Source organism: Andreprevotia chitinilytica DSM 18519, assembly GCF_000711875.1.
Lineage (GTDB): Bacteria > Pseudomonadota > Gammaproteobacteria > Burkholderiales > Chitinibacteraceae > Andreprevotia > Andreprevotia chitinilytica.
Genome location: NZ_JONM01000003.1, coordinates 126,937 through 152,686, shown reverse-complemented (window position 1 = coordinate 152,686; position 25,750 = coordinate 126,937). Strand labels below are relative to the sequence as shown.

The following is a 25,750-nucleotide window of genomic DNA, read 5'->3' as shown; positions in this document are numbered from 1 at the left end:
ATCCATCTATATAAGTAGCGCAACACCAAATCACTCGATCAAATCAGCACAACAATGGAATTTTTTAACATTAATCGGCACAACGGCAATATTGCCGATTGGCGAAATATTGAATGAATCACACGTTTGATTTGTTGCGAAATCCGCCCAATTGACCTTTCATTGGCATCGGCGAGGCCGCTAACACGCCAGTCGCAATGCAAAACAGCCCGAAATCCAGACAGGAATTCGGGCTGTTTCATGCACGCTGCTACCTGCTCGCTACGCCAGGCAGACAAAGTTGTTCAACCACTTTCTCGATTTGATCCGGCGGAAGGCGATAACCACCTTGATGGACTCCTCGATCAGCAACAGGCCATAGATATATAGTGGATCGATGTTCAGCACGTAGCGCAGGCCGGCCGCCAGCGGCAGCAACAGCAGCCACTGCGCAAAGAAATCGAGGTAAAGGCAGAATTTCGCCTCCCCGCCCGGCCGCAGCACCCCGACCACCATCATCATCGCAACGCTTTTGACGATAAAGGCGATCACCATCACATCGAAGAACTGGCCTGTCATACGCATCACCGCCGGCGTCAGGCTGGAGAACAGGGCGAGAATTTGCGCCTTGAGCAACCACACCGTCACGCAAGTGATGATCCCGATCATCAAGCTGAACAGCACCAGCCCCCATGCCCGCTCGTAGGCCTCGTCCATCCTGTTTGCGCCGATACTGCCACCAAGCAGGATCGAGGCGGCACTCGACAAGCCGATCAGCAGCGCCATCGAGAACGACTCGATCGGCGACAGGATGGAAAGCGCAGCCAAGCTTTCAACGCTCACGCTCCCCAACACGGCGTAGAACACGAATACACCCAAGGCCCATAGCGTGCTGTTGATGGCAGACGGAATGGAAAGCTTAAGCAACAAACTGACATCGCTGCGACGAATGGCCTGCATGACCTGTTTCGGAAAATGCGATAACGGATGCGAATGCCATTTCAGATGTGCGTACAACAACAGCGTTTCCACGCCAGCGCTGATCAAGGTGCCATAGGCCGCTCCGGCAATACCCATTTTGGGGAAACCAAAGCGACCGAAGATCAACACCCAATTCAGCCCGATATTTAGTACGACGCCCAGCAAGCTGTAAAAGGTGGTAATCGATGGTTGATGCATGGCACGCAAACCGACCGCGATACTGCAAGTGTAGGCAAAGAACAGGAAATTGATACTGGTGATTTTTAGGAATGCAGATCCCCTGGCAATGACTTCGGCCGAATTTGTGCCGCTGCCAACAATCACCTCCGGCAAGAAATAAAAGGCCCCTGCAGCCAGTAATGCAAACCCTGTCGTTGCAAGCCAGGTCAAAAAGATCGTTTGCTGCAGCTTTTGTTCTTTATTGGCTTGCTCGCTGCCCCAGTATTGCGCCGCAATCTGCGCGCCACCGGACGAAAGCCCGATCAGGAAGATGATGACCACAAACAATGCCTTGCCGGCAATGCCGATGGCGGCAATATCATATTCGCCCAGCGATCCCAGCATCAGCGTATCGATGATGCTTTTGCTGGAAAAGACGACCGTTTGCAGCGTGATTGGAATCGTGATTTGCAACAGGCGCAATAAGAAATCACCCCTGATAAGATTCAGATAGTATTTCATCTGTTAGCGCCTTGAAAAAGACACTCGCGCGACAGTACCCACCCATGATCGCAGTGCATGGTCTTTCCTCATGTCTGATATTGCTTTGGATTTTTCTGACAGAAATGCGTTGATTTGAAAAAGCCCGAGCCATCCCCACAACCGCCGAGATGGTCGGGCATATTCAATGCAACAATGCGGCAGATTTAGAGTTCTTTGACGACCCGGGCCGGGTTGCCGACGGCAACGCAATTCGCCGGAACGCTGTCATAGACCACGCTCCTTGCACCAATCACACTGCCTTCGCCAATTTCCACGCCTTTCATGATCATGGCGCCGGTGCCAATCCAGGCCCCGTTACCGATCTTGACCGGGGCCGACTTGATCCGGCTGGCTTCACCGGCTTGACCACGCCCTCGGACCGGGTGACCGCTGCTATCCATGATGGTCACCAGCGGGCCGAAGATCACGTCGTCGCCGATTTCCACCTTGTCATAGGCCACGATCGCCACGCCTTGCAGCACCACGTTGTTGCCGATGGTGATCTGACCCGGTGCACCGTCGTTCACCTTGACCGACGTGAGCTTGACCACCTGGCTATGAAACGCCGGATTGAAGCCCGATTCGATATAGCAACCGCTACCAATCCTGATCGCGCCGCTAAAGTCGTTGACGTCCATGCGGACCTCGGCGGCGTCCTCATCGGTCACCTGCGTGAACGCCACCCGAGGCACATCAACGAAAATAGTCCCCTCGCCGATCTGCAGGCCGTGATTCGCCAACGCGTCGACCACCGTGCCGGCAGACGCCAAGGGAACATCCGGGCGCACCGGATAGATATTCTCGTAAGTGCAAGCCATCAGTTCACCCGCTCTGCCAGACGGTGATTGATCTTGCCTTTGGGCGGCCATTTAGGCGCACTTTGCGCTTCCAGCTCTCTGAATATCTTGATGACCTTGTTGAGCGAATACTTCTCGTCGCGCAAATCCTTGCCGTAGAAACTGGTCACCCACAGATTGTATTTATTGTGGATGCGCTCAGCGGCATTGGCGGACGACTCTTTATGATCAGCCACTTCTTTCTTGTGCGGCCAATGGAAAGAGCATGCGGTTCTTTCCATGGTGAACAAGTTTTTATTCAGATAGAGACGCACGCCGAGATCGACGTCTTCACCGCCCCAGCTATTGAATGCCTCATCGAACAAGCCGGCCTTGAGCAATTCCTCACGCTCGGCGGAAACGTGGCATGTCCAGAGGATATCGAATGGCGCCGGCCAATTGGTGATGTTTTCGCCCAATTCATCGTATTGCCGTTGACGAATGTCCAGCGCTTTGTGCTCGTGCAAATAATTGATGGTGGCATCGGCATCACGATAATCGATCACATCGATGATTTTATCGACCATCTCGTTATCGATTTCAAAGCCGTAAACATATCCGATGATCACTGTCGGATAAGCTGCGCTTTGGTGAATACGCAAATGCTCTTCCAGTGCATAAGTTGCCATCAATACGCCGGTATCGATGTAAACGATATATTTGCCGACGGCAATGGCAGTACCGATATTGCGTGCTTTGCCGGCACGGAAGCCATCATCTTCCTGCCAGAAGTATTTCACATTCAGGTCGTCGGCGAATTCCTTGACGACCGCTTCGCTGTTATCACTACCACCGTCATCAACCACGATGACTTCGAATTGCGTTTTATCCAGCGTTTGTTGACGCAAGGATTCGAGCGTATAGCGCAGTAGCTCCGCACGGTTATAGGTTGGAATGACCACACTGATTGTCACGCCTTTCATTGTTGTTCTCCAGTTTTACAGTTAAGGAAAAAGAGATTTGAAATCTGCCTGACGCGGAAACAGCACTTCTCCTGCCGCGCTCGGCATTCCAGTTGAAACATTTCAAATCAGTTTTTGGCTACTTCACTGCAAACATCGACTCGACCTCGGAATCCTGATCGGACCCGGTGCAACCCCATTTTTGTTTTATGATCGCTTTTTCATAAGCAGAAAACTTAAAATTATATGAATATTTTCTGACACAAAACTGCCTACAAGCCAGCGAACAGGCAAAATTTAAGAAAATTCTAATATTTACACCAGTAAATATTCACACTTTTTATAAATGTAAATACATAAAACCACTTAGTACTAATACGCACAGATTGGTATTACTACTTATGCCGAATTCAATCGTCTGTTTTGAACACTTGTTTCGAACAGATATTTCAATGAAACGAAATCAAAGCGTTAGCCATGACATGGCAACCGATTGCCAGCCCAAATCAGCGGCAGGCGGCCTGCAGACAGAACAAAAACGGCCCGAGTCTCGTCGACTTCGGGCCGTTTTGCTGAGTGATGCGCGCTGAAAAATAAATTGGGAGACGACGGAGGCCCATGCGATTTATGGACCGATTTCATCCCGATTTAGCGCTGCATGCCGGAACACTTCAGGCACGCAACCGGGAATTGCTCGACACATCACCCCAGCAAAGCGCGCAAACCGTCCTCATCCAGCACCGGGATGCCCAGCTCTTCCGCCTTGGCGAGCTTGGAGCCAGCCGCTTCGCCAGCAACGACGTAATGGGTTTTCTTGGACACGCTGCCAGACACCTTGCCGCCGGCAGCCTCGATCATGGCGGTGGCGTCATCGCGAGAAAGCGTAGGCAGCGTGCCGGTCAGTACCAGCGTTTTGCCAGCCAGAATCCCTTCCGCCGCAGACTGAGCCGGCATGGCGGCCAGCAACTCGGTGCGCAGCGCATCGAGGGTTAATAGGTGCTCGCGATGGCCGGGCTGATCCAGCCAGCCAAGCAGCGACTCCGCCACGTCGGCCGGCAGACCGATCGCACTGGCGGAGTCAATCGCGGCCAGCGCCGCCAGTGAAGGAACCGCTTCAGCCAGTTGGCGGCTGCGTGTTTCGGTGAGCTTCGGCACGCCCAAGGCGGCATAAAGCGTGGCGATATCGAGCTTGTCGCGCAGCTTGGCACTGGGTGCGTGTTCGTCTTGCGGCACGACGCCAGCCGCCAGCAACGCATCCAAGGCTTGTTGATTCTTTGGTTCGTCGAAGAAGTCCGCGATCGATTCGGCGACTGCACCGCCGATGTCCGGCAGCACCCGCAGCAATGCCTCCGGCGTGCGACGAATAACCGCCACGCTACCCAACCAGTCCGACAGCGTTTTGGCGGTCGATTCACCCACGTGGCGGATGCCGAGCGCGAACATAAAGCGTGCCAGCAGTGGTTTCTTGCTGGCATCGATGCCAGCCAACAGGTTTTCCGCCCACTTGGTAGTGACTTTGCCGGCCAGCACCGTTTCTGGCGTGATGCCATCGCGCTCGTCACCACGACGCTTCATTTCCAGAAAATCTTCGAGCGTGAGCTTGTAGAGGTCGGCGATGCCGTGCACGTAATCCAGCTCAACCAGATTGTCGATGTAGCGCTCGCCCAAGCCTTCGATATCCATCATCCGCCGGCCGGCAAAATGGCGGATCGCCTCCTTGCGTTGCGCCGAGCAGAACAAGCCGCCCGAGCAACGTGCAATCGCCTCGCCCTCTTCACGAACAACGTGCGAGCCGCAGACCGGGCAGGTTTTTGGTAACTCGAATGGCGTGTATTTCGGTTGCTGTACCGGATTGAACAAGTCTCCGCCCGGCACGTCCTCCATCGGCCGGCGCTCCAGCACCACGCCGACGACTTCCGGGATGACGTCGCCAGCGCGGCGCACGATCACGGTATCGCCCACCCGCACGTCCTTGCGGCGGACTTCGTCCTCGTTATGCAAGGTGGCATTGGTGACGGTCACGCCGCCCACGAACACCGGCGCCAATCGCGCAACCGGCGTGATTGCACCCGTGCGACCGACTTGCACATTGATGGCCTCGACCGTGGTCAGCGCCTCTTGCGCCGGGTACTTGTGCGCTACCGCCCAACGCGGTTCGCGGGTGCGGAAACCCAGCTCGCGTTGCAGGTTCAACGAATCAACCTTGTAAACCACACCATCAATATCGAACGGCAACGTATCGCGCTTGGCGCCGATCTGGTGGTGGAAGGCCACCAGCCCGTCCCCGCCCTGCGCAACGACGCGTTCCACACAAACCGGGAAGCCGAAACCGGCCAGCGCATCCAGCAAGCCGGAATGAGTGAGCGGCATATCGTCCCAACCCACTACCTCGCCCAGCCCGTAGGCAAAGAACGACAGCGGCCGCTCTGCCGCCATGGCCGGATCAAGTTGGCGCACCGCGCCGGCAGCCGTGTTGCGCGGGTTGACGAAGGTCTTGTCGCCGCGCTCGCGCTGGCGGGCGTTGAGTTTCTCGAAATCATCGCGCCGCATGTAGACCTCGCCGCGCACCTCAAGAATGCCAGGCACGGCGCCGACCGAATCCAGGCGGAGCGGAATCTGGCGGATGGTGCGGATGTTCTGGGTGACATCCTCGCCGGTCGCGCCATCGCCACGGGTTGCGGCCTGCACCAGCACGCCGTTTTCATAGCGCAAGTTGATTGCCAGACCATCGAACTTGAGTTCGGCAGCGTAATTGACGGGTGGATCGGACTCGGCCAACCCCAACTCACGCCGCACGCTGGCATCAAATGCCAATGCGCCGTCGGCAGTGGTATCGGTTTCGGTGCGGATCGACAGCATCGGCACGGCGTGGGTCACGGGCTCGAACTGCGGCAGGATCGCGCCACCGACCCGTAGCGTGGGCGAATCGGGCGTTTTCAGTTCGGGATGGGCGACTTCGATCGCTTCCAGCTCGCGGTAGAGCCGGTCGTATTCGGCATCGGGCACTGTGGGGGTATCGAGCACGTAGTACTCATGCGCATAGCGGTGCAAAAGTTGGCGTAGTTCAGTGGCGCGGTCGGCCGGGGAAGTAGTCATGTTGATCAGTCCAAACAATTGCGCCGCTGGGAAGCAGCGGCGCAATCAAAAAGGAATCCGGTTAGTACTGTAGGAGCGAGCTTGCTCGCGATTGCGCAGCCGGGTCAGGCATTGCCATCGCGAGCAAGCTCGCTCCTACAAAAACCGCATGGTCATTCACAATCAAGCAAACAAACGCAGCGCAGCCATCGACCCCGGCGCAATGCCGCGATCATCCATCTGCGCGTAAATGCCGCCCAACTGCTTGCGGATATTGGCGAGGCTGGCCGAAGTGAGCGGTTTGCCATTGTCATCAACGAGATCGCCCGCGAGCGAAGCCGCGAGATTCTGCGCAAATTCGGTCAGGTAATCGAACACGGCAATGCCACCGGCCACACGCGGCACATCGAACAGCAACGTCAGCCCTTCGGATGTCGGGCCGAACGGTTTCTGGTTCAGGTTGGCGAGGGTGAACAGCGTCTTGCCGGAATCGCTCTTGTAATGGAACAGCCCATCCGGGCCACGCACCAAACCAGCTTGATCCACCAGCGCACGGACTTTTTCCATCGGGAACGGCTGCGTCACTGCCAGCAGATTCAGGCCGATCAGCACATCAACACCCGCGCAGAACTCATCCAGTTCCTGGGCAGATTGCAACTTGCTGCTGCGCTGCGGGAAGGTGACGACGGCATCGAAATCATCAGCGAACTGCTGCACGCCCATGCAGAAGGCGTTGAGCTGCTCCGGTGTCAGCGCGCCCTGGCGGTCAGCCAATTGCAGGCCAATGCGTAACTCTGCAAACGACGACGTGCTGTTGGGCGCAACGATTTCCCACTGGTCATCGATATTCAGGCCGATGATCTCGACCCGCTTCGGGCCGGGCAAGGTCGGGATTTCGGCAGCGGGGATCAGTTCGCCGGCATGGATTTCGGCGACGAAATCGAGCTTGGGATCGAGCTGGCTGGTGGCGAGCACTTCGACATCTTCGCTTTCCAGTGCAGCTTGTGCACGGGCAGGCTCAGCGCGTTGCTGCTCGACTCGTTGGACAGGTTCACGTTGTGGCGCGGGTGCCGGCGTGCGGGCAATCACTGGCGGCAGATCATCTTCCGGCAGGGCTTCGGTCAGGTCGAAATCAACGCGTGATGCACCGCTCAGCGCTGGCTCAAGTCGCTCATTACGAAGGGGCTCGCTGCGAGGGGCATCTACAGCCGGCTCCAGCCGCGCACCGGTGGTCGACGAGCGCACCATGTTTTTTGGCGTTTCGAGGAGCACATCTGGCTGGTTGCGAGAGAAAGCCTTATTGGCTTGCTTCTTGTAGCGATATTCCTGCCACCAGTTGAATCCATATACGGCGCCGACAATGGCGCCACTGGCAATCAGCAAACCCAGTTGCAAATCGGTCATGGTCTGTTTGGTCGGTAAGGAAAATAAATATTCAAAGTCGGATTCGGCTCAGGCCGGAACGGCATCCCGCATTTCCAGCGCGGCTTCGATATCCACCGATACCACGCGGGATACCCCTTGTTCCTGCATCGTCACGCCGACGAGCTGCTCGGCCATCTCCATCGCCAGCCGGTTGTGGCTGATATAGAGGAACTGCGTGCGGTCGGCCATTTTCTTGACCAGCTCGCAATAACGCAGCGTATTGGCATCGTCGAGCGGCGCATCGACCTCGTCCAGAATGCAGAACGGCGCGGGGTTGAGACGGAAGAGCGAGAATACCAGACTCAGCGCTGTCAGTGCTTTCTCGCCGCCCGAAAGCAAATGAATGGTGCTGTTCTTTTTACCGGGCGGCTGGGCCATGATTTGCATGCCGGCATCGAGGATTTCATCCCCGGTGAGCACCAGTTCCGCATGGCCGCCGCCGAATAGCGTCGGAAAGAGCTCCTGCAGATTGGCATTCACCGTGTCGTAGGTGTCCTGCAACAGCGTGCGCGTTTCGCGGTCGATGCGACGGATGGCGTTTTCCAGCGTTTCGATTGCGGCATTCAGATCAGCTGCTTGCGCCGCGAGATAAGTGGCCCGCTCGCGAGCGGCGGTCAGTTCTTCCAGCGCCGCGAGGTTGACTGCGCCGAGACTGTTGACGGCTTGGCTCAAGCGACCGATTTCAGCCACGAGACTGGATATCTTCATGCCGGCGCCCAGCTTTTCGCGTAGCGCCGCTTCATCCGCCTTGGCCTCGGCCAGCTCCTCGACGAAACGCTCCAGCGCGATGCGTGCTTCTTGTTCTTTCAGGCGAGCGGCATTGACCAACTCACGCGCTGGCTCCAAGCCGATTTCGATGCGCTGCTTTTCCGCCTCGCGTTCGCGCATGGTTTGGGCAAAGCCGTTGACCGCATCACGCGCTTTGGCGAGCAGTTGTTCTTTCTCGCTGCGCACGTTCACTGCTTCCTGGAAGTCGACATCGAATACGCCTTCATCGACGTCTTCCAGTTCAATGGTCAGTGCCTCGGCACGCTCCTCCAGCACCGCTTGCTGCGTCTCCAGCTCGTCTTGCCGCCGAGCCAGTTCCCCACGACGGGCATCGGCGGACTGCACCGCGAACCTCGCCTCCTGCGCGCGGCGTTCGGCCTGACGCAAGCGGCTACGTTGCAGCTCGCAGGCGGCTTCAGCTTCGGACTTGGCCAGCCGCGTATTGTCGAGCGCTTCTTCCAACGGAATCAGCGTGTCGGTATCGATCATCGCCTGGGCTTCATCCAGCGCCAGTGTTTCTTCCTCGATCTGGATCGCGACCAGTTCGCGCTCGTCCTGCAACTGGCTGCGTTGTGCTTGCGCTTGGCGGGCGGCTTCTTCGGCACGGGCAAGTTCGCGTTCGATCTGAGCGGCGCGATCACGGCGCTGTTGGGTAGCCGGGCGTAACTCGCGCAAGCGGGCATCGAGCGCCTGTAGTTCGGCCTCTAGTGCTCGCGAATCATCGTCCAGTTGCGCCAGTGTCGGCTCGACCGCTTGCAGCTGCGTTTCGGCCTCCTGCAAGGCTTGCTTGCGCGCGACGAGACCACTGCCCTCACCGGCCGCATGGAAATGCAACGCCAGCCGTTCCAGTCGATGCCCTTCCGGCGTCACCAGCAAGGCACCTGCGGGAAGTTGATCACGCAAAGCGAGCGCGGCATCCAGCGAATCGGCGCACCAGACGCTGCCAAGCCAGGTTGACAGATGCGCTTGCCAGCGCGGATCGCGGCATTCCACACGATCAAGCAGCGATGTGAAGCCGCCCGGTGCATTGAAAGGCGCAGCATCAGCTGCGCTCGCGGCCAAGGCAATCACTTGTTTGCCCGGCGCAGCTTCCGTCGGAGCGGACTCGGCCATACGCGCCAACAAGCGCGCGCCAAGCACCGCTTCCAGCGCGTCGGCCCAGGCCGGCTCGACTTGCAGCGATTCGAACAACGGCGGCATGGCATCAAGCCCATGTCGCTCCAACCAGCCGACCAGGGCCGCGTCATCGCTCTGGCGCAACAAATCCTGCAGCGCCGCGATGCGGGCGGAGAGCTGCGCGACATCGACACGCGCCTGCTCGCGTTCAGTACGCAACGCAGCTTGTCGCTCGCGGCCTTCCTGCTGCTGCGCCTCGGTGTCGCTCAAGGCCAGCACGGCTTCTTCGATTTCAATCTGCAGCGTTTCGAGTGCCTCGCGCTGCGGCACAAGCGCATCCGCATCGATGCCGCCAAGCCTTGCCCAATCGCCGTCGAGCTTGTCGCGGCGAGCCTTGAGCGTGGCCAGGTTCTTTTCGTGATGACCAATCTGCTGCTGCGCCAATTGCACACGACTGCGTGCGCTGGCCAATTCATCGCGAGCGCTCTGGAATGCGGCGTCGGCTTCGCGCAATGCGGCTTCCAGCTCCGGCAGCCGCTGGTTTTCTTCCTCAAACGCCAGCGTGGCCTCTTCAGCGACGAACTGGCCTTCCTCATGCTTGTTCGCCCAGTCTTCGTTCTCACGGCCGATGTCGGTACGGCTTTGTGCGAGCCGGGCGAGGTCGGTCTTTATGCTGGCGAGTTGCTGGGTAAGGCGTTCACGCGTCTGGCGCAGATGCAGCAATTGCTGTTCGAGCCGCGCCACGGCGGCATTGGCATCGTAGAGATCGCCTTGCGCGTTATGCAGGCCGTCGGATGCAGTGAAGTGTTCTTCACGCAGCGTTTCCAGTACCGCTTCGATGGCGCGCAGGTCGGCGATTTGGGATTCGAGCGTGTTTTGCGCGGTGTCGATATCGCGGCGGGCGTTTTCCACGTCGCGAGCGGCATCCAGCTTGCGTTGCAGGGCCAGCAGGTTCTGCTTTTCGACAATGGTTTCGTGCAGGTTCTGATATTGCGCGGCGACTTCGGCCTGCGCTTGCAGCTTGTCGACCTGCCGGGTGAGTTCTTGCTGAATGTCATCCACGCGGGCGAGGTTGTCGCGCGTATCGGCCAGCCGTGCTTCCGTCTCGCGGCGGCGTTCCTTGTATTTGGAAACGCCGGCGGCTTCTTCCAGAAAGTGGCGCAGTTCTTCGGGCTTGGATTCGATGATGCGGGTGATCATGCCCTGCTCGATGATCGCGTACCCGCCCTTGCCCACGCCCGTGCCAAGGAACAGATCGGTGATATCGCGCCGACGCACCTGCAGATTATTGATGTAGTAGCTGGATTCGCCCTGCCGCGTCAGCAGGCGCTTGATCGAAATCTCGGCGTACTGGCTCCACTGCCCGGCCGCCAGCCCTTCGCTGTTGTCGAACACCAGCTCGACCGAGGCCCGGCTCACCGGCTTGCGGCTGGTGGAGCCGTTGAAGATCACGTCCTGCATCGATTCGCCGCGCAATTGCTTGGCAGACGATTCGCCCAGCACCCAGCGCACGGCATCGATCACGTTCGATTTGCCGCAGCCGTTCGGCCCGCAAATCGCCACCCGCTGACCGGGCACGTGAATGCTCGTCGGGTCAACGAAGGATTTGAAGCCGGCAAGCTTGATGTGGGTGAGGCGCACGGAGTCGATGACAGGTGGAAACCAGGCCGATTGTAGCGACTGGATGGAGCTGACAACAGCATGCTGCAGTACGGTGGGATAGACGTGCTACTTTCAAATCAGCGCAATGCCCTCAGCGGCCCCACACGAAAACCGACCCGATGCCCAGCCCAGCTCGCCGGATCGCCCTGATCCTGACTGAATTCCCACCGCATTTCGGCGGCATGCAAACGCATGCAATCCACCTCGCCGCGCATTTGCAGGCTGCCGGTCACGACATCGAAGTGTTCACCTACCGCAGCGACGATCTTCACGCTGCAGCAGCCGATTTCGATACGCGCTGCGGTTATGTCGTGCAGCGCGTGCTCAGCCGGATTGGCTTCTGGCACAACCAGCATCTGCTGCTGCGCCGTCTGCGCGCTTTCCAGCCGGACGTGATCTACGCCTCGAATGTGTACTACGGCTTGCTTGGGCCGGCGCTGGGCGTGCCGGTGATCTGTCGTTCAGTCGGCAACGACGTACTGCGGCCGTGGATCGTCTACCCGTTCCGCCTGGGCAGCGGGTTTTGTGCCTGGCCAAGCCTGGAAAGCCTGTTGTATCGCAGCTTCCGTCGCTGCAATTCGCCGGAATGGATCGAAGCGCTGTTTCGCCGCACGCGGCTCAAGCTGATGCAGCGCACCGCCTGCGCCAACACACACATCCTCGCCAACAGCGATTACACCATCCATGCCTTGCAAACGATTGGTGTTGCAGCCTCGCACCTCTCCACGTTGCCGGGGGGCGTCGATTGCCGACGCTTTCAGCCCATCGCTTGCGATCGTGTAGCGTTGCGGCAACGCTACGGCCTTCCCGCCGATGCGCGCGTGCTGTTCACGGCCTGCCGCTTCGTCGCCAAGAAAGGCATCGATTTTCTGCTGCAACAACTGCCGGTACTGCTGAAACGACATGCGAATACCGTGCTGCTGATTGCTGGCGACGGGCCGGAGCGCAATCGCTGCGAGCAACTGGCCGCCGAGCTGGGCATCACCGGGCAAGTGCGCTTCGTCGGCCGGGTGGAACATGGCGAGATTGAGCACTGCTACTGGTTGAGCGATCTCTTCGTACTCGCAAGCCGCATCACGCGCAATCCGGTAAGCGGGTTGATCGATGCTGAAACCATGGGCCGCGTGCTATGCGAAGCCAATGCCGCTGGCGTGCCAGTGCTGGCGAGCAACTCCGGCGGCATTCCGAGCGTGATCCGGCATGAAGACAACGGCCTGCTCTTCGCTGAAGACAACGCTGCGGATTTTCTGCTGCAGTTTGAGCGGCTAACGGCGGATGACGCGTTGCGGGCACAACTCGTCGCCCGCGGCTTGGCACGGGCGGCACGCGAGTTTGATTGGGTGCATTTGCTGGCGGCGCATGATGCGGCGTTTGCGGTGGCGTGCGATGTGTCGGCACGGGCGAGCACCGCGCTGCAGCCCGCGATTTCCTAAGAGCTGTTCACGATCGTCCCCTCACCCTCGTGTGCAAGGCTTCAGCCTTGTTCAGCTATTAAGTGGGAGAGGGTTAGGGAGAGGGTGCCAAATAAGAACGCTGCACTTGGCACGACCCTCACCCCCGGCCCCTCTCCCACACGTGGGCGAGGGGAGAAAGCCTGCTGACAAGAGATCGTGAACAGGCCCTAAGGTAAATCGCACCTTGACGGGAACTTGTCGCATCAGCATTACTCGCCTCTATGCGTTTCCAATCCAATAAAAGGCCCATTGCATGCCCCACGACACCCCGCTGCTGAGCATTCTGGTGATCGGCTTTGGCCTCGCCTTCGTTTTCGGCGCGATCGCCCATCGCCTGCGCATGCCCCCGCTGATTGGCTATCTGGTTGCCGGCATCCTGTGCGGGCCGTTCACGCCTGGCTTCGTTGGCGACAGCCACATTGCCTCAGAGCTGGCGGAAATCGGCGTCATCCTGCTGATGTTCGGTGTCGGGCTGCATTTCTCGCTCGCGGATTTGCTCGCGGTGAAATGGATCGCCATCCCTGGCGCAGTGGTGCAAATCGCCCTCGCCACCTTGATGGGTATGGGCTTGGCGTGGGGCTTTGGCTGGACGTGGGGCGAGGGCTTCGTCTATGGGCTGGCGTTGTCGGTCGCCAGTACTGTCGTGCTGTTGAAGGCGTTGCAGGATCGGGAGCTGGTTGAATCGCCCGAGGGCCGCATTGCCGTCGGCTGGTTGATTGTCGAAGACTTGGCGATGGTGCTGGCGCTGGTATTGCTGCCGGCCGTGGCCGGGCTGCTGGGTGGCAAGGCACCGGCCAGCGCGGCAGATACATCGTTGGGCATCACCTTGTTGCTCACGCTCGGCAAAGTGGCCGCGTTTATTGCCTTCATGCTGATCGTCGGCCGCCGCTTCATTCCGTGGTTGCTGGAAAAAATCGTCTGGTCCGGCAACCGCGAACTGTTCCGGCTGGCGGTGCTCGCCATCGCGCTGGGTGTGGCGTATGGCGCGGCGAGCCTGTTCGGCGTGTCGTTCGCGCTGGGTGCGTTCTTCGCCGGCATGGTGCTGGCCGAATCGCCGTTCAGCCACCGCGCCGCCGAAGAATCGCTGCCGCTGCGCGATGCCTTTTCGGTGCTGTTCTTTATCTCGGTCGGCATGTTGTTCAACCCACGCGTACTGGTGGATGACCCATGGGCAGTGCTCGGCACCGTCGCGGTGATCGTGATCGGCAAATCGCTGGCGGCCTACGCCATCGTGCTGGCGTTCCGCCACAAGCAAAACACCGCGCTGACGATCTCGGCGAGCTTGGCGCAGATTGGAGAGTTCTCTTTCATCCTCGCCAGCCTTGGCCTGAGCCTGGGGCTGCTGCCGGCACGCGGTCACGCGCTGGTGATTGCCGGCGCGTTGATTTCCATCTTGATCAATCCGCTTTTGTTTAGTGTGCTGGATCGGTTCAAGGCGCGGCAGACCGCGGAGCAGCCGCAAGAGGCGTAGTCATGCCTATCGGACGGATCAAAAAAAGGGGCGAACACGACTGTGTCCGCCCCTTGTCCTATCTACAACTCACCGCTGAACTCAGCCAGTGACCTCCGCCAAGACCTGCGCCGGCACGACCGCGTAATGGTCGAACTGCATCGTGAAGCTGGCACGCCCGGACGTCATGGCGCGGAGATGCCCGATGTAGCCGAACATCGTCTTCAGCGGCACATGCGCATCGATCACAGCCGCGTTACCGCGCATGCTCTGATGCCTTACCAAGCCACGGCGGCGGTTGATGTCGCCAACACAATCGCCAACGTGGTCAGCCGGGGTGATCACTTCCACCGCCATGATCGGCTCCAGCAATTGCGGGCCGGCTTCACGCAGGGCTTGGCGCATGGCAGCGGCAGCGGCCAGTTCGAAAGCCAATGGCGACGAATCCTTCTCGTGGTAATTGCCATCGACCAAGGTCACGCGCAAATCCACCACCGGGTAGCCGGCCAGCACGCCCTGCTTGATCGCGTTGGCGATACCGGCCTGAACACCCGGAATGTATTCACGCGGCACCGCGCCGCCCACGATCGCGCTGACGAACTCGAAGCCCGCGCCGCTTTCCTGCGGTTCGACCTTCAGCACCACTTCCGCATACTGGCCTGCGCCGCCGGACTGCTTCTTGTGCAGGTACTTGACCTCCGCCACGCGCGAAACCGTCTCCCGCATGGCGACTTGCGGCTGGCCGATGCGCACATCCACCCGGAAGCGCGAACGCAGTTTTTCCAGCGTCACCTCCAGTTGCAACTCGCCCATGCCGGACAAGATCGTCTGACCAGCGTCGTGATCCTGGCTCAGCCGCAGGCTCGGGTCTTCCTGCACCAGCGTTTGCAGACCCTTCATCATGTTCTGTTGATCGGCTTGCGTTTTCGGCTCGACCGAAACGTCGATCACCGGTTCTGGCGCATCGATGCGTTCGAGCAGCAGCGGATGATCCTGCGCGGTCAGCGTGTCGCCGGTCACGGTCGACTTCAGGCCGGCGAGCGCGACAATCGCACCGGCGCTGGCTTCTTGCCGTTCCTGCTTGCGGTCGGCATGCATCTCATACAGCCGTGATACACGTTCGCGCTTGCCGCTGGTGGCGTTCAGGATCGAATCGCCCACTTCCAGCCGCCCGCGATAAACCCGCACGAACGTCAGCGCGCCGTGGTCGTCGTGCACCACCTTGAACGCCAACGCCGCAAACGGCTGCTTGGGATCGGCCTCGATATCGGCCTCGCCGGCGACCGGCACTTCATGCGGCGATGGCAGATACGCCACGACCGCATCCAGCAACGGTTCCACACCCTTGTTCTTGAAAGCCGCGCCCAGCAGCACCGGCACGAAAGCCGCACTGATCGTGCCGCGCCGGATGCCCGCACGCAGTTGCTCCACGCTGGGCATCTTGCCATCCAGCCAGGCGCCCATCAGCGCGTCGTCTTGCTCAACCACCGTCTCGATCAGCCGTGCGCGATACGCATTGGCGGACTCGACCAATTCCGCCGGGATCTCGCCCACGATCACTTTCGACGGCGTATCGCCGGCCGGCCATGTCAGCGCGACCATCTCGATCAGATCGACCACGCCGCTGAAACCGGATTCCGCCCCGATCGGCAGCTGCAGCACCAGCGGCGTCACCCCGAGGCGCTTGGTGATCATGTCGACCACGCGATAAAAGTCCGCGCCGGTGCGGTCCATCTTGTTGACGAAGGCCAGCCGCGGCACGAGGTATTTGTCCGCCAGCCGCCAGTTGGTTTCCGTTTGCGGTTCGACCCCGGCCACGGCATCGAACACCACTACCGCGCCATCGAGCACGCGCAGTGAGCGGTTCACTTCGATGTTGAAGTCGATGTGGCCCGGTGTATCGATCAGGTTGATCTGGTGGTCTTGCCAGAACACGGTCGTGGCAGCGCTGTTGATGGTGATGCCGCGCGCCTGCTCTTGCGGATCGAAATCCATCGTGGCCGAACCATCGTGCACCTCACCCACGCGGTAGTTCTCGCCGGTGTAATAGAGGATGCGTTCGGTCGTGGTGGTTTTGCCCGCGTCGACGTGCGCGATGATGCCGATATTGCGAAGGTTGCTGTTTTCCATGGTGCTTCACCCAATAAGTGCCCCCTAAGGGCTTGGCCCTCCCGGCAGTCAGTTTTGGGCCGGGAAAGCGGTGATCCGACTTTCCCAAGCATAGTCACGGGAAAGTCAGGCTGTATCTTGCTGCGAGGCGGCGGGCCGATGCGCTACGCATGCGACGCCCACCGAATGCAGACCAAAGGACGAGCGCAAGCCCCCGTTCCCTTGGCCGGTGCAAATTGTGGCGATCAGCTTGTCGTAGGTACGCATGGCGCTATCCTGTTGGGTTGAAGAAGAAAACAAACAAATATTTGATGAGTCATCCCCCCCCTTTTTGAAGGGGGGCCAGGGGGGATTTCTGCGACATCTCAAATTTCATCGACGTCGAAATCCCCCTCAATCCCCCTTCAAAAAGGGGGAAGTAAAATCCCCGCATCGCTTGCATCACTGGCTAGCGAAACCTCAACTAAAATTTTGACGGTGCTGAAAAACAAAAACCCCCGAAGGCAGCTGCCATTCGGGGGTTTGGGTATTCCGTTTCGCCCGAGAAGCATCCGCCTCCCGAGCCTGAACTCAAGAGACTATGACTGCATGGCCTTCAATGCGTGCGCACCAGACGGCGCGACCACGCCCATCGCGATACACGCGATGTTCGACTGGCGAGCAGTGTGGTGAAGTCGGTTCATGAGTTTATGCATCCGTAATGAAGTCAGTACTCTAGTAAATTAGTCGGGTATCTGCAATAGGAAAACCCGATCGTAATTTCCAATCAGATTGATAGCCCCGTGGATAGCCAGCGAGGCAATCAATCAGTCCGCAGCAACAGCCTCCGTCGGAACAGTACCGGTCGCCGGCAGCGCTACCCCGCCATCGCCATACGTACGCAACACCTGCGACACCACCACCCGATAGCCCTTGAGCCATTTTTCATACTGGTGCTTGGCTTCGAGGTGGTTCGGGTCTTGCATCAACTGGCGCAAACCGGCCTCGCCCTGCCAGTAATAGACGTTGGCAACGCGACCGGTCTTCGGGTCTTCCCACGCTTCTTCACCGACGTAGCCGTCGCTGCGGCGAGCGGCTTCGGCGATCAGCGCGTCGAGGCGGTGGAATTCGTCGTCGAACTCGCCGGCGTCGAAGATGAAGGTGGCGGAGTAGAGGTTTTGTTGCATGTCGTTGAGATTCCGTAGCTAAGTCAGCATCCATCCCCTCTCCCATAAATGGGCGAGGGGAGAAGACCGCTCAATCTTTCTGAATGACGATCTTCGGAAACTTGGTGCTGAAGTCCTGCGCCTTCTCGGCCACCTTCACTGCCACCTTGCGAGCAATCGCCTTGTACAGCTCGGCAATCTGGCCATCTGGATCAGCGGCAACGGTCGGCTTGCCGGTATCGGCCTGCAGGCGGATCGACAGATCGAGCGGCAACTGGCCCAACAGATCAACACCGTATTCCGCGCACATCTTCGCCCCGCCACCTTCACCAAAAATCGGCTCGGCATGGCCGCAATTGCTGCAGATGTGCATGCTCATGTTCTCGACGATGCCCAGGATCGGCACACCGACTTTCTCGAACATCTTCAAGCCCTTGCGTGCATCGAGCAGTGCAATGTCTTGCGGCGTGGTCACGATCACTGCGCCCGTCACCGGCACTTTCTGGCTGAGGGTGAGCTGGATATCACCGGTGCCCGGCGGCAGGTCGATGACGAGGTAATCGACGTTGTCCCACAGCGTATCGTTCAGCAGTTGTTGCAGCGCCTGCGTGACCATCGGGCCGCGCCACACCATCGGCTGCTCCGGGTCGATCAGGAAACCGATCGACATGATCTGCACGCCGTAATTGACGATGGGCTCGATGTGCTTGTTATCCGGCGATACCGGGCGCTGGTCGGCCACGCCCATCAACAGCGGCTGGCTCGGGCCGTAGATATCGGCGTCCAGCAGACCAACGCGCGCTCCTTCTGCCGCCAGCGCCAGCGCCAGATTGGCGGCGGTGGTCGATTTGCCGACCCCACCCTTGCCGGATGCGACGGCGATGACGTTCTTCACACCATTGAGCAACGGCACACCGCGCTGCACCGCATGCGAGACGACCTGGCTGGCGACATTCACCGCCACACGTTCCACGCCCGGCACGGCCTTGAGCGCAGTTTCGATTTCGCTGCGGATCGCGCCGAAGCGACTTTGGGCCGGGTAGCCGAGCAGCACGTCCAGCGACACGCTGCCACCGTCGGCCTGCAGATTCTTGAACGCCTTGGCGGCGGCGTAGGGCTTGCCGGTATTGGCATCGACAAGCGCATCGAGCGCGGCCTGGATGGCGGAGAGGTCAGGCATGACAGCAGTCCTGCGGGGAAAAATGAGAATTGTCGCAGATCGTGGCGAGTGGCGGGGTTTCAAGCGGCGATACGATATTCAACGGCAGCATCCGTAGCCCGGATCGCTCCGCTGGCCGGGAAACACAGGTAACACATGTTGGGGAACACGTAGGGGACGATCTACTTCATCACCCCACCCGCTTGGGCGACGGTTCATTCAGCACCAGCCAATACAACCCCAATTCCGTCGCTGCAGCCACAAAGCGGTCGTAATCGATCGGCTTGCGCACGTAGCTGTTGGCGTGATGGTCATAGGCGGCCAGCCGGTCTTTGTCTTCGTTGGATGAGGTGAGGATGACGACGGGCAGGTGGCGGATTTCCGTGTCGGCGCGCACGGCCTTGAGCACGTCGATGCCATCCAGCAGCGGCAGGTTCAGGTCAAGCAGGACGACGGAGGGGATGTCGTTCTTGTCCCGGTCGGCGTATTTGCCCATGGCGAACAGATAATCGAGCGCTTCGACGCCATCCTTCGCCCAGACCATCGGATTGCCGATGCGCGCCTGTTTGAACGCCATCATGGTCAGTTCGGCATCGTCGTCGTTGTCTTCGACCAGAAGGATGACCTGGGTTGATTTCACTGCACGCCTCCCAAGGTGAAATAGAAGGTGGCCCCGGCATCCTTGGCGGCTTCCGCCCAGACCCGCCCACCATGCCGCGCCACGATGCGCTGAACCGTGGCCAGACCGATACCGGTGCCTTCGAATTCAGACGCGGCGTGCAGTCGATGAAACGGCGAGAACAGTTTGCGGGCGTGCGCCATATCAAAGCCAGCGCCGTTGTCGCGAACGAAAAAGACCGGGCCGTCCCCAGCTTGCGCACCGTTTTGCTGCCGGCCCGTTGCCTGGGGCTCACCGGCTGGCAGCAGGCCAACCTCGATGCGTGATTGCGATCGTTTCGAGCTGTATTTCCAGGCGTTGGCCAGGAGGTTCTCCAGCAGGACCTTCAGCAAGGCGCAGTCGGCCTCGCTGACCAATGCCGTCGCCACCTCGATCTCCACCCGGCGATACGGTTCGCGCTCGGCCAGTTCGTCCAGAATGTGGCGCGCCATGCCACTCACATCGATCAGTTCCCGCTTGAGCGGCGCGCGGGTAATGCGTGACAGGTTGAGCAGATCATCAATCAAGGCGCCCATGCGCTGGGTGGCGGTGCGCACGCGCACCAGAAAATGCCGGCCCTCTTCGTCCAGCCGGTCACCGTAGCTATCGAGCAATACCTTGCTGAAGCCATCGACAGCGCGCAACGGCGTTCGCAGATCGTGCGAGACCGAATAACTGAATGCCTCCAGCTCGACATTGGCGCGTTCCAGCTCCTTGGCCCATTCACGCCGCTGCAGCGCCATGCCGAGGTGGGTTTGCACCCGCGCCAGCAATTCACGGGCGGAGAACGGTTTGACGAGGTAATCGTCCGCACCGGTGCCAATGCCCTCCAGCAGCGATTCCTCGCCGGCCCGGGCAGAGAGCAGCACGACGGGGATATCGCGGGTTTGCGCATCGGCACGCAGTTCACGCAGCAGCGCGATGCCATCCATCCTCGGCATCATCACGTCGCTCAGGATCAGATCCGGTCGATTGGCACGCGCCAAGGCCAGCGCCAAGCCGCCATCTTCGGCGACATCGACGCGCCAGCGGGCGGAGAGGATGCGCGTGAGATAGGCGCGCATATCGGCGTTGTCGTCGGCGACGAGGATGCGCGCGGGCGTGACCATGGCGGCAACTTGCGCGGCAGGCGGCGTCTCCCCCTCTGCATGCCCGCCCGGCGTGCTGAGCCACGGCATGGCTTCGAGTAGATAGGCGTTGTCGGTCGCGGCCAGATGGGTTGCGCTTGCTTCATTCGCGATATGTTCCGCCGGCAGATGCGCGCAGCCGGTCGGAATGACGACGGTGAACACGCTGCCTTGGCCAACCAGGCTGGATACGCGCACGTCGCCGCCATGCAGCTTGGCAAATTCATGCACCAGCGACAGCCCGATGCCGGAGCCTTCAAAGCTGCGGCCGTGCGCGCCTTCGATGCGATGAAAGCGCTCGAACATGTGCGGTAGTTCGGTCTCCGGGATGCCGCAGCCGGTATCGCGCACAACGAGTTCGACCCGGTCGTCGCGCCAGCGCAAAGCCACCGTGATCTCACCTTGCAGCGTGAACTTGAAGGCATTGGAGACAAGGTTGAGGACGATCTTTTCCCACAGCGCCACGTCGACATACACCCGTTCCGGCAGCGGCGGGCAATCGACGACAAGCTGCATGCCAGCGCGCTCGACCAGCGAGCGGAACGAGCTGGCCAGATCGGTCGTCAGCGCGGCGAGATCGGTTGGCGCGAACGACATCTGCAGGCGGCTCGCTTCGATGCGGGCGAAATCCAGCAGGCTATTGACCAGCCGCAGCAGGCGCTGGGCATTGCGATGCACGGCTTCGAGGCTCTCGGTGTGCAGCAGCTGTTGCGGGTCGGCCAGCGCCTCTTCGACCGGGCCGAGAATCAGCGTGAGCGGGGTGCGGAATTCGTGGCTGATGTTGGCGAAGAACTGTGTCTTCAACACATCCAGCGCCTTGAGCTTGTCATACAGCGCTTGTACTTCCTGGCCGCGCCGATCCAGCTCGTCGTTGGCCGAGGCCAGCCGCACGTTGGCGTCCTTGATCTCCTGCGCGCGCATCAGCACTTCCTGCTCCATCTGGCCGGTGCGCTGCTGCAAGGCATCGTTGGCTTTGCTTTGTTCGGTGCTGAGGGTGCGCAGTTGCACCAGCTCGGTGATGTCTTCCACGCGCAGGGCGATATGGATAAGTTGCCCGGCATCATCGAGCACCGGAAAGCTGACCACGCTCCAGTATTTGATGGTGTAGCCGCCGCCTTCGGCTTCAGGCAGCGGGATGTCGTATTTGTAGACCGGCAGCCCATCTGGCTGGCCGGCGCTGACAACGCGCTCCAGCGAGGCCCGCAGCACGCTTTGCGTATCGGATGCGTTGTCTTCCGGGCTGACGGGAAACGCTTCGAACACACCCTGCCCGACGAGTTCTTCACGCGTGCGGCGGGTGGTTTGCAAGTAGATATCGCTGGCCCCGAGGATGGTGAAGCGGGGCGCATCAGGCTTGAGGATGAGGTAGAGCACGTGGCCACGTTCGAAGATCGCCTGGTAATCCAGGCTGACGCCATCCGGCACGGACATCACGTCTCTCCTTTTTGCGAAAGGAACCACGGAAGGAACGATGGAAAAAATCGCTGGCAGCCAAGGGGCTGGCAAACCTGAATATCAAATTATGCGGTCGGCTAACATCCCGCAAGCAGGCTCGGCAAATAATGCCGTCAAGGGTTCGTCATCGCGGTACAGCCTGTTTGCAAACACGCAGGCAGCAAAACGCCCCGCAAGCGGGGCGTTTCCGGTAAAGGCGATCATCGCCGCTGACCGTTATTTCCGATCGTTACTTCTTCAGGCAGTTGCTCATGAATGCCTTGCGCTCATCACCCTTGAGCTTCTTGTCGCCGGCATCCTTGTTACAAACCTTCATCTTGTCTTGCTGAGACATCGGCGCGCTGGCAGCCGGCTTGGCCGACAGGCAATCCTTCATGAACGCTTTGCGCTCGTCACCCTTCAGGTTCTTGGCGCTGGCATCGGCATTACATGACTTCATCTTGTCCTGCTGGCTGCCGGCAAAGCTAGGCATGGCGGCGGCAAACAACAGACTGAATACACATACGGCGGCAATACGCATCGATGACTCCTTACGAAAGTTGACGGGCCTAGCCAGTGTACCCGGCAAACCGGCCGAGGGTCGAGACTGTACGGCCCGCCGGTTCTGGCTCTACTTGTTCGATTCCACGCCCCCGCCCTCGCCGCCGCGAGGGGGGAGTTGGGCCTATGCGAATCAACGACCCAGGTTCATGACAGGCGCCAAGGACTCAGCGCTCATTCATCGCGGGTATAGCGCCACACAAAGCTCAATGCCTCGATATGACCCGTGCCCTTGCGCCCGCCAATGCGATAGAGCGTCGCGTCGACGACGTCAGGCGGATCGCCAACCCACTCCGCATGGCCGGGGCCACCACCGCCGAAATTGCGGCCTTTATTGGTCTGGAAGAACAACGCCGAGACCTCATTACGGGTGCTGCCCCACACACCGATGATCGACTCGCCGGCTTCCAGATCGAAGTGGTAGTGACGCCCGCCACGCTTGCCATGCAGCCCGGCGGATTTGCCGCCATAGTGCATTTCGATCCCGTCGATGTGATCGCCGGCGTAGAGATCGATCGCGGTGATCGGTTGATCACGCGGATCATCCTGGAATTCGTCGAAGCGGAACGCGCCGAATGGCCCGGTGAGCACTTCGATCGTTGTCTTCTTGGGTGCGAGCGTCACCGCTGGATCGAGATAACGCCACAATCTGGCCGGGCCGAAGAAGCTGTCCAGCTCGGTGCCGTACTGCGAAGCCACTTCGCGTTCGCGAAGCTGCTTGGCACTCTTGGCGTTGGTTTCCGCCCTCCCGTCTCCGCTGCCCGTGGTGTCGTTATAACGCCACTCGCGGCGGAAGCCGTCATAGTCGTCGACCACCGCCCAGGTGTGATTGGTGCTGATGCCGGATCTTTCCTTCGTGTGTTCGACGCGAATCTTGGTCTGGCGCCATGCCTCGGCGCGTTTGAATGCCGTATTCGCCGCCAGGACATAACTCGCAATCTTCTTCTGCAGCGCAGCGAGATGCACCGCTGGCTTGTCGTCGTCCTTGCCGTAGATTTTCTTGTAGCTCTCGCACAACTCGCGCAACGCAGCCAGCCGGATCGTGCCGAGCGCGACGAAGTACGGCAGGGTCTTTTCCGGATCGCGTTCGTCGAAGAAATCCGGCTCGGCGTTATTCAGGGCCGTCAACAGTCCGTCGAAGGCACCTTGCTTGCGCGGCGAACCATAGTCCTCGGCCACATAATCCTGCAGCGACGACTGGATGCCCGCGAGCTTGTTGGAGAGGGAGATCAAGCGCTCCGCCGCAATCATTTCACGCACCAGCTCGGTGACGTAGCGCTTCATCTGCTCCCACAAGAGCTTGCTCGGGTCTGCTGCAGGCCACAGCAATTCCATCAAGGGCTGCAGGCCACTACCGATCTTTGGCGCCTTGCCGGCGATGGCGATGATCACCTGGCGCATTTCCGCATTGGCATCGACCACGAAATCGCGATCGGCCGCGTGGGTCGCCGACTCTTCCGCAAGGACAAGACGGATGCGGTACTCGTCTTTCACGCCATCCCCCGCCTGCACGATCCCCGTGCTCGCGTCTTTGCTGCCCCCTTTCACGCAAATGCGTTTTCCGCTGTGCCGTGCCACAAGGTAGTAATGGCCCGAGCCTGCCGGCAGCAGCCGGAAATGCTGATTCGTGGAGGAATCGTATGGGTCCCATTGGATCAGGCCGGCCCCGTCATCATGGGTCGAACGCGGCACGTCCAGGGCTTTGCCGCTGTTCTTGGCCACCAGCATGAAATGCGCCTGGCCGATGCGCTGAAAGCGCCACAGCTGCCCTTTGGACTGCACGTTCGGCTTGGCTTGCAAGACCGCTTCGCCACGGTGGATTGTCGGTGCCTCCATGCACAAGCCGCTGTGCTTGAAGGTGATTCGGTAGTAGCTGTTGTCTTTGGGGGTAAAGGCCATGGCGCAAGTCCTTGCGTTGAGGATTGAACGATTGCGATTCGGTGGGGGTGCTGGTGGGTAGGCTGGCAATGATCCGTACGCAGCGGCGGGTGAAAACAAACTGGGCCAGCGCACGGATGGCTGGCCCAGTCGTGACGCGCTACCGGGGCATCAGGGGTTGATGCGGCGGATCTCAGTCACGTGCGGATCGCCCGACAAAGGCTTGTAAACGTAAACCAGCGCCGGGAAATTCACATCCCCGAAGGTGACCGTGGTGCCACGGGTCAGGAAGCAGTAGTTCGTGCCCGATACGACCTGGGTTGCGAACGCAGTCGGGGTGTACTTGACGCCCACCAGACCACCCAGCGCTTCCTCGAGGACCGTCTTTGCTGCACTGGTCACTTCATAATCAAAATCCGTCCAACCGCCGACAATTTGTCCCATGCTCTTCAAACTCCGTGATGGCCGCTGACAAGAAACCTGAAGCCGTTGCGACTAGACAGCAACAGGTTGGAAATTCCGACTTGGTGTCTTGCAGAATTTTCACGAATCCTAGTGATGCCGGCAGCCCGGGTATGTAGCACAAAGGCGCTACAAGGCGCGTGCGCTGATCCGTCGTAAACTACGGCCCTTATGCCATCCACGCGCACCGATCCAGAATCGCAGCCCATCCACGTCGTGATCGTCGAGGATGACCCCGGCTTTCGCGCGGCGTTGTGCCAGGTCGTGGAGGCGGCATCGGATATGCGGCTGGCCGGCACGGCCGGCACGCGGGCTGAAGGGCTGGCCATGTTGCAGGGGCCGCCGGTGGATGTGCTGCTGGTCGACCTGGGTTTGCCGGACGGTTCCGGCATCGACATCATTCAGGCGGCGGCCTTGCAGTGGCCAAGTTGCAGCATCATGGTCAGCACCAATTTCGGTGATGAAACGCACGTGATGCGCTCGATCGAAGCCGGGGCGGCGGGTTATCTGCTGAAGGACAGCTCACCGGCCAGAATGGTTGAGGAGATCCGCAGCCTGGCAAGCGGCGGCAGCCCGATCAGCCCGATCATTGCGCGGCAGATCCTGGCGCGCTTTCGGCACGACAGCGCCGATGCCAGGGCGCCCGCCGCAGCGCCTGCTTCGCCGTTGTCTGCACGCGAGAAAGAAGTGCTGGACTTCATCACCAAGGGGTTTACCGCGCACGAGATTGCCGGCTTGATGCAGGTCTCCCATTTCACCGTGCGCTCTTTCGTGCGGCGCATTTACAGCAAGCTCAAGGTCACCTCCAAGGCGGAAGCCATTTACGAAGCCAGAACACTCGGGCTGCTGGACGATTAGCAGTCAAAA

Annotated in this window: 17 protein-coding genes; 3 read left to right on the top strand and 14 right to left on the bottom strand. The window is 59.9% G+C overall.

The annotated features are described in order from the left end of the window. Positions 1–261 precede the first annotated feature (261 nt). From BR41_RS05870 to smc, 6 genes are all read right to left on the bottom strand, one after another. Positions 262–1,641: an MATE family efflux transporter gene (locus BR41_RS05870; RefSeq protein WP_051710302.1), complete on the bottom strand. Its 1,380-nt coding sequence runs from the start codon at positions 1,639–1,641 to the stop codon at positions 262–264. A gap of 185 nt (positions 1,642–1,826) precedes the next feature. Beyond that, on the bottom strand, positions 1,827–2,480 hold the full coding sequence (locus BR41_RS25385; RefSeq protein WP_035054053.1) for an acyltransferase: 654 nt from the start codon (positions 2,478–2,480) through the stop codon (positions 1,827–1,829). Then, on the bottom strand, positions 2,480–3,421 hold the full coding sequence (locus BR41_RS05860) for a glycosyltransferase (protein ID WP_084186861.1): 942 nt from the start codon (positions 3,419–3,421) through the stop codon (positions 2,480–2,482). Before BR41_RS05860 ends, BR41_RS25385 begins: the two co-directional genes overlap by 1 nt. Before the next feature lie 681 nt (positions 3,422–4,102). Further along, the gene (ligA, locus tag BR41_RS05855) at positions 4,103–6,496 is read right to left on the bottom strand and encodes an NAD-dependent DNA ligase LigA (protein WP_035054326.1); all 2,394 of its coding nucleotides are present in this window, start codon (positions 6,494–6,496) and stop codon (positions 4,103–4,105) included. Between the two features lie 162 nt (positions 6,497–6,658). Beyond that, complete coding sequence (locus BR41_RS05850; RefSeq protein WP_035054051.1) at positions 6,659–7,879, bottom strand: cell division protein ZipA C-terminal FtsZ-binding domain-containing protein; 1,221 nt, start codon at positions 7,877–7,879, stop codon at positions 6,659–6,661. A gap of 48 nt (positions 7,880–7,927) precedes the next feature. Then, positions 7,928–11,425: a chromosome segregation protein SMC gene (gene smc / locus BR41_RS05845; protein WP_035054049.1), complete on the bottom strand. Its 3,498-nt coding sequence runs from the start codon at positions 11,423–11,425 to the stop codon at positions 7,928–7,930. Between the two features lie 140 nt (positions 11,426–11,565). On the opposite strand from smc, the gene BR41_RS05840 reads away from it, so the two are divergent. Further along, positions 11,566–12,879: a glycosyltransferase family 4 protein gene (locus BR41_RS05840; protein WP_035054046.1), complete on the top strand. Its 1,314-nt coding sequence runs from the start codon at positions 11,566–11,568 to the stop codon at positions 12,877–12,879. Between the two features lie 274 nt (positions 12,880–13,153). Then, entirely contained in the window at positions 13,154–14,371 is a 1,218-nt protein-coding gene (locus tag BR41_RS05835; protein WP_035054325.1) for a monovalent cation:proton antiporter-2 (CPA2) family protein, read from the top strand. Positions 14,372–14,452: 81 nt separating this feature from the next. Here BR41_RS05835 and fusA read toward each other — a convergent pair whose 3' ends face one another. The 8 genes from fusA to BR41_RS05795 form a co-directional block, all read right to left on the bottom strand. After that, positions 14,453–16,480 (bottom strand): elongation factor G, encoded by a 2,028-nt coding sequence (gene fusA / locus BR41_RS05830; RefSeq protein WP_035054042.1) that lies wholly within the window; start codon positions 16,478–16,480, stop codon positions 14,453–14,455. A gap of 785 nt (positions 16,481–17,265) precedes the next feature. Further along, on the bottom strand, positions 17,266–17,625 hold the full coding sequence (locus BR41_RS05825; RefSeq protein ID WP_051710297.1) for an antibiotic biosynthesis monooxygenase family protein: 360 nt from the start codon (positions 17,623–17,625) through the stop codon (positions 17,266–17,268). 70 nt (positions 17,626–17,695) lie between these two features. Next, the gene (gene apbC, locus BR41_RS05820) at positions 17,696–18,784 is read right to left on the bottom strand and encodes an iron-sulfur cluster carrier protein ApbC (RefSeq protein ID WP_035054040.1); all 1,089 of its coding nucleotides are present in this window, start codon (positions 18,782–18,784) and stop codon (positions 17,696–17,698) included. 169 nt (positions 18,785–18,953) lie between these two features. Further along, entirely contained in the window at positions 18,954–19,403 is a 450-nt protein-coding gene (locus BR41_RS05815) for a response regulator (RefSeq protein WP_035054038.1), read from the bottom strand. Continuing rightward, positions 19,400–21,979 (bottom strand): ATP-binding protein, encoded by a 2,580-nt coding sequence (locus BR41_RS05810; RefSeq protein WP_051710292.1) that lies wholly within the window; start codon positions 21,977–21,979, stop codon positions 19,400–19,402. Before BR41_RS05810 ends, BR41_RS05815 begins: the two co-directional genes overlap by 4 nt. Before the next feature lie 253 nt (positions 21,980–22,232). After that, a complete protein-coding gene (locus tag BR41_RS05805) occupies positions 22,233–22,523 on the bottom strand; it encodes a PsiF family protein (protein WP_035054036.1) in 291 nt (96 codons plus the stop codon). Between the two features lie 194 nt (positions 22,524–22,717). After that, positions 22,718–24,442, bottom strand: coding sequence for an RICIN domain-containing protein (locus BR41_RS05800; RefSeq protein ID WP_035054034.1), 1,725 nt, complete (start codon positions 24,440–24,442; stop codon positions 22,718–22,720). A gap of 150 nt (positions 24,443–24,592) precedes the next feature. Beyond that, positions 24,593–24,865 carry a hypothetical protein gene (locus BR41_RS05795; RefSeq protein WP_035054032.1) on the bottom strand — a complete coding sequence of 91 codons (273 nt, stop codon included), beginning with the start codon at positions 24,863–24,865 and terminating at the stop codon, positions 24,593–24,595. A 189-nt stretch (positions 24,866–25,054) separates the two neighbouring features. Here BR41_RS05795 and BR41_RS05790 point away from each other — a divergent pair, with 189 nt between their 5' ends. Further along, on the top strand, positions 25,055–25,741 hold the full coding sequence (locus BR41_RS05790; RefSeq protein ID WP_035054029.1) for a response regulator transcription factor: 687 nt from the start codon (positions 25,055–25,057) through the stop codon (positions 25,739–25,741). Positions 25,742–25,750 lie beyond the last annotated feature (9 nt).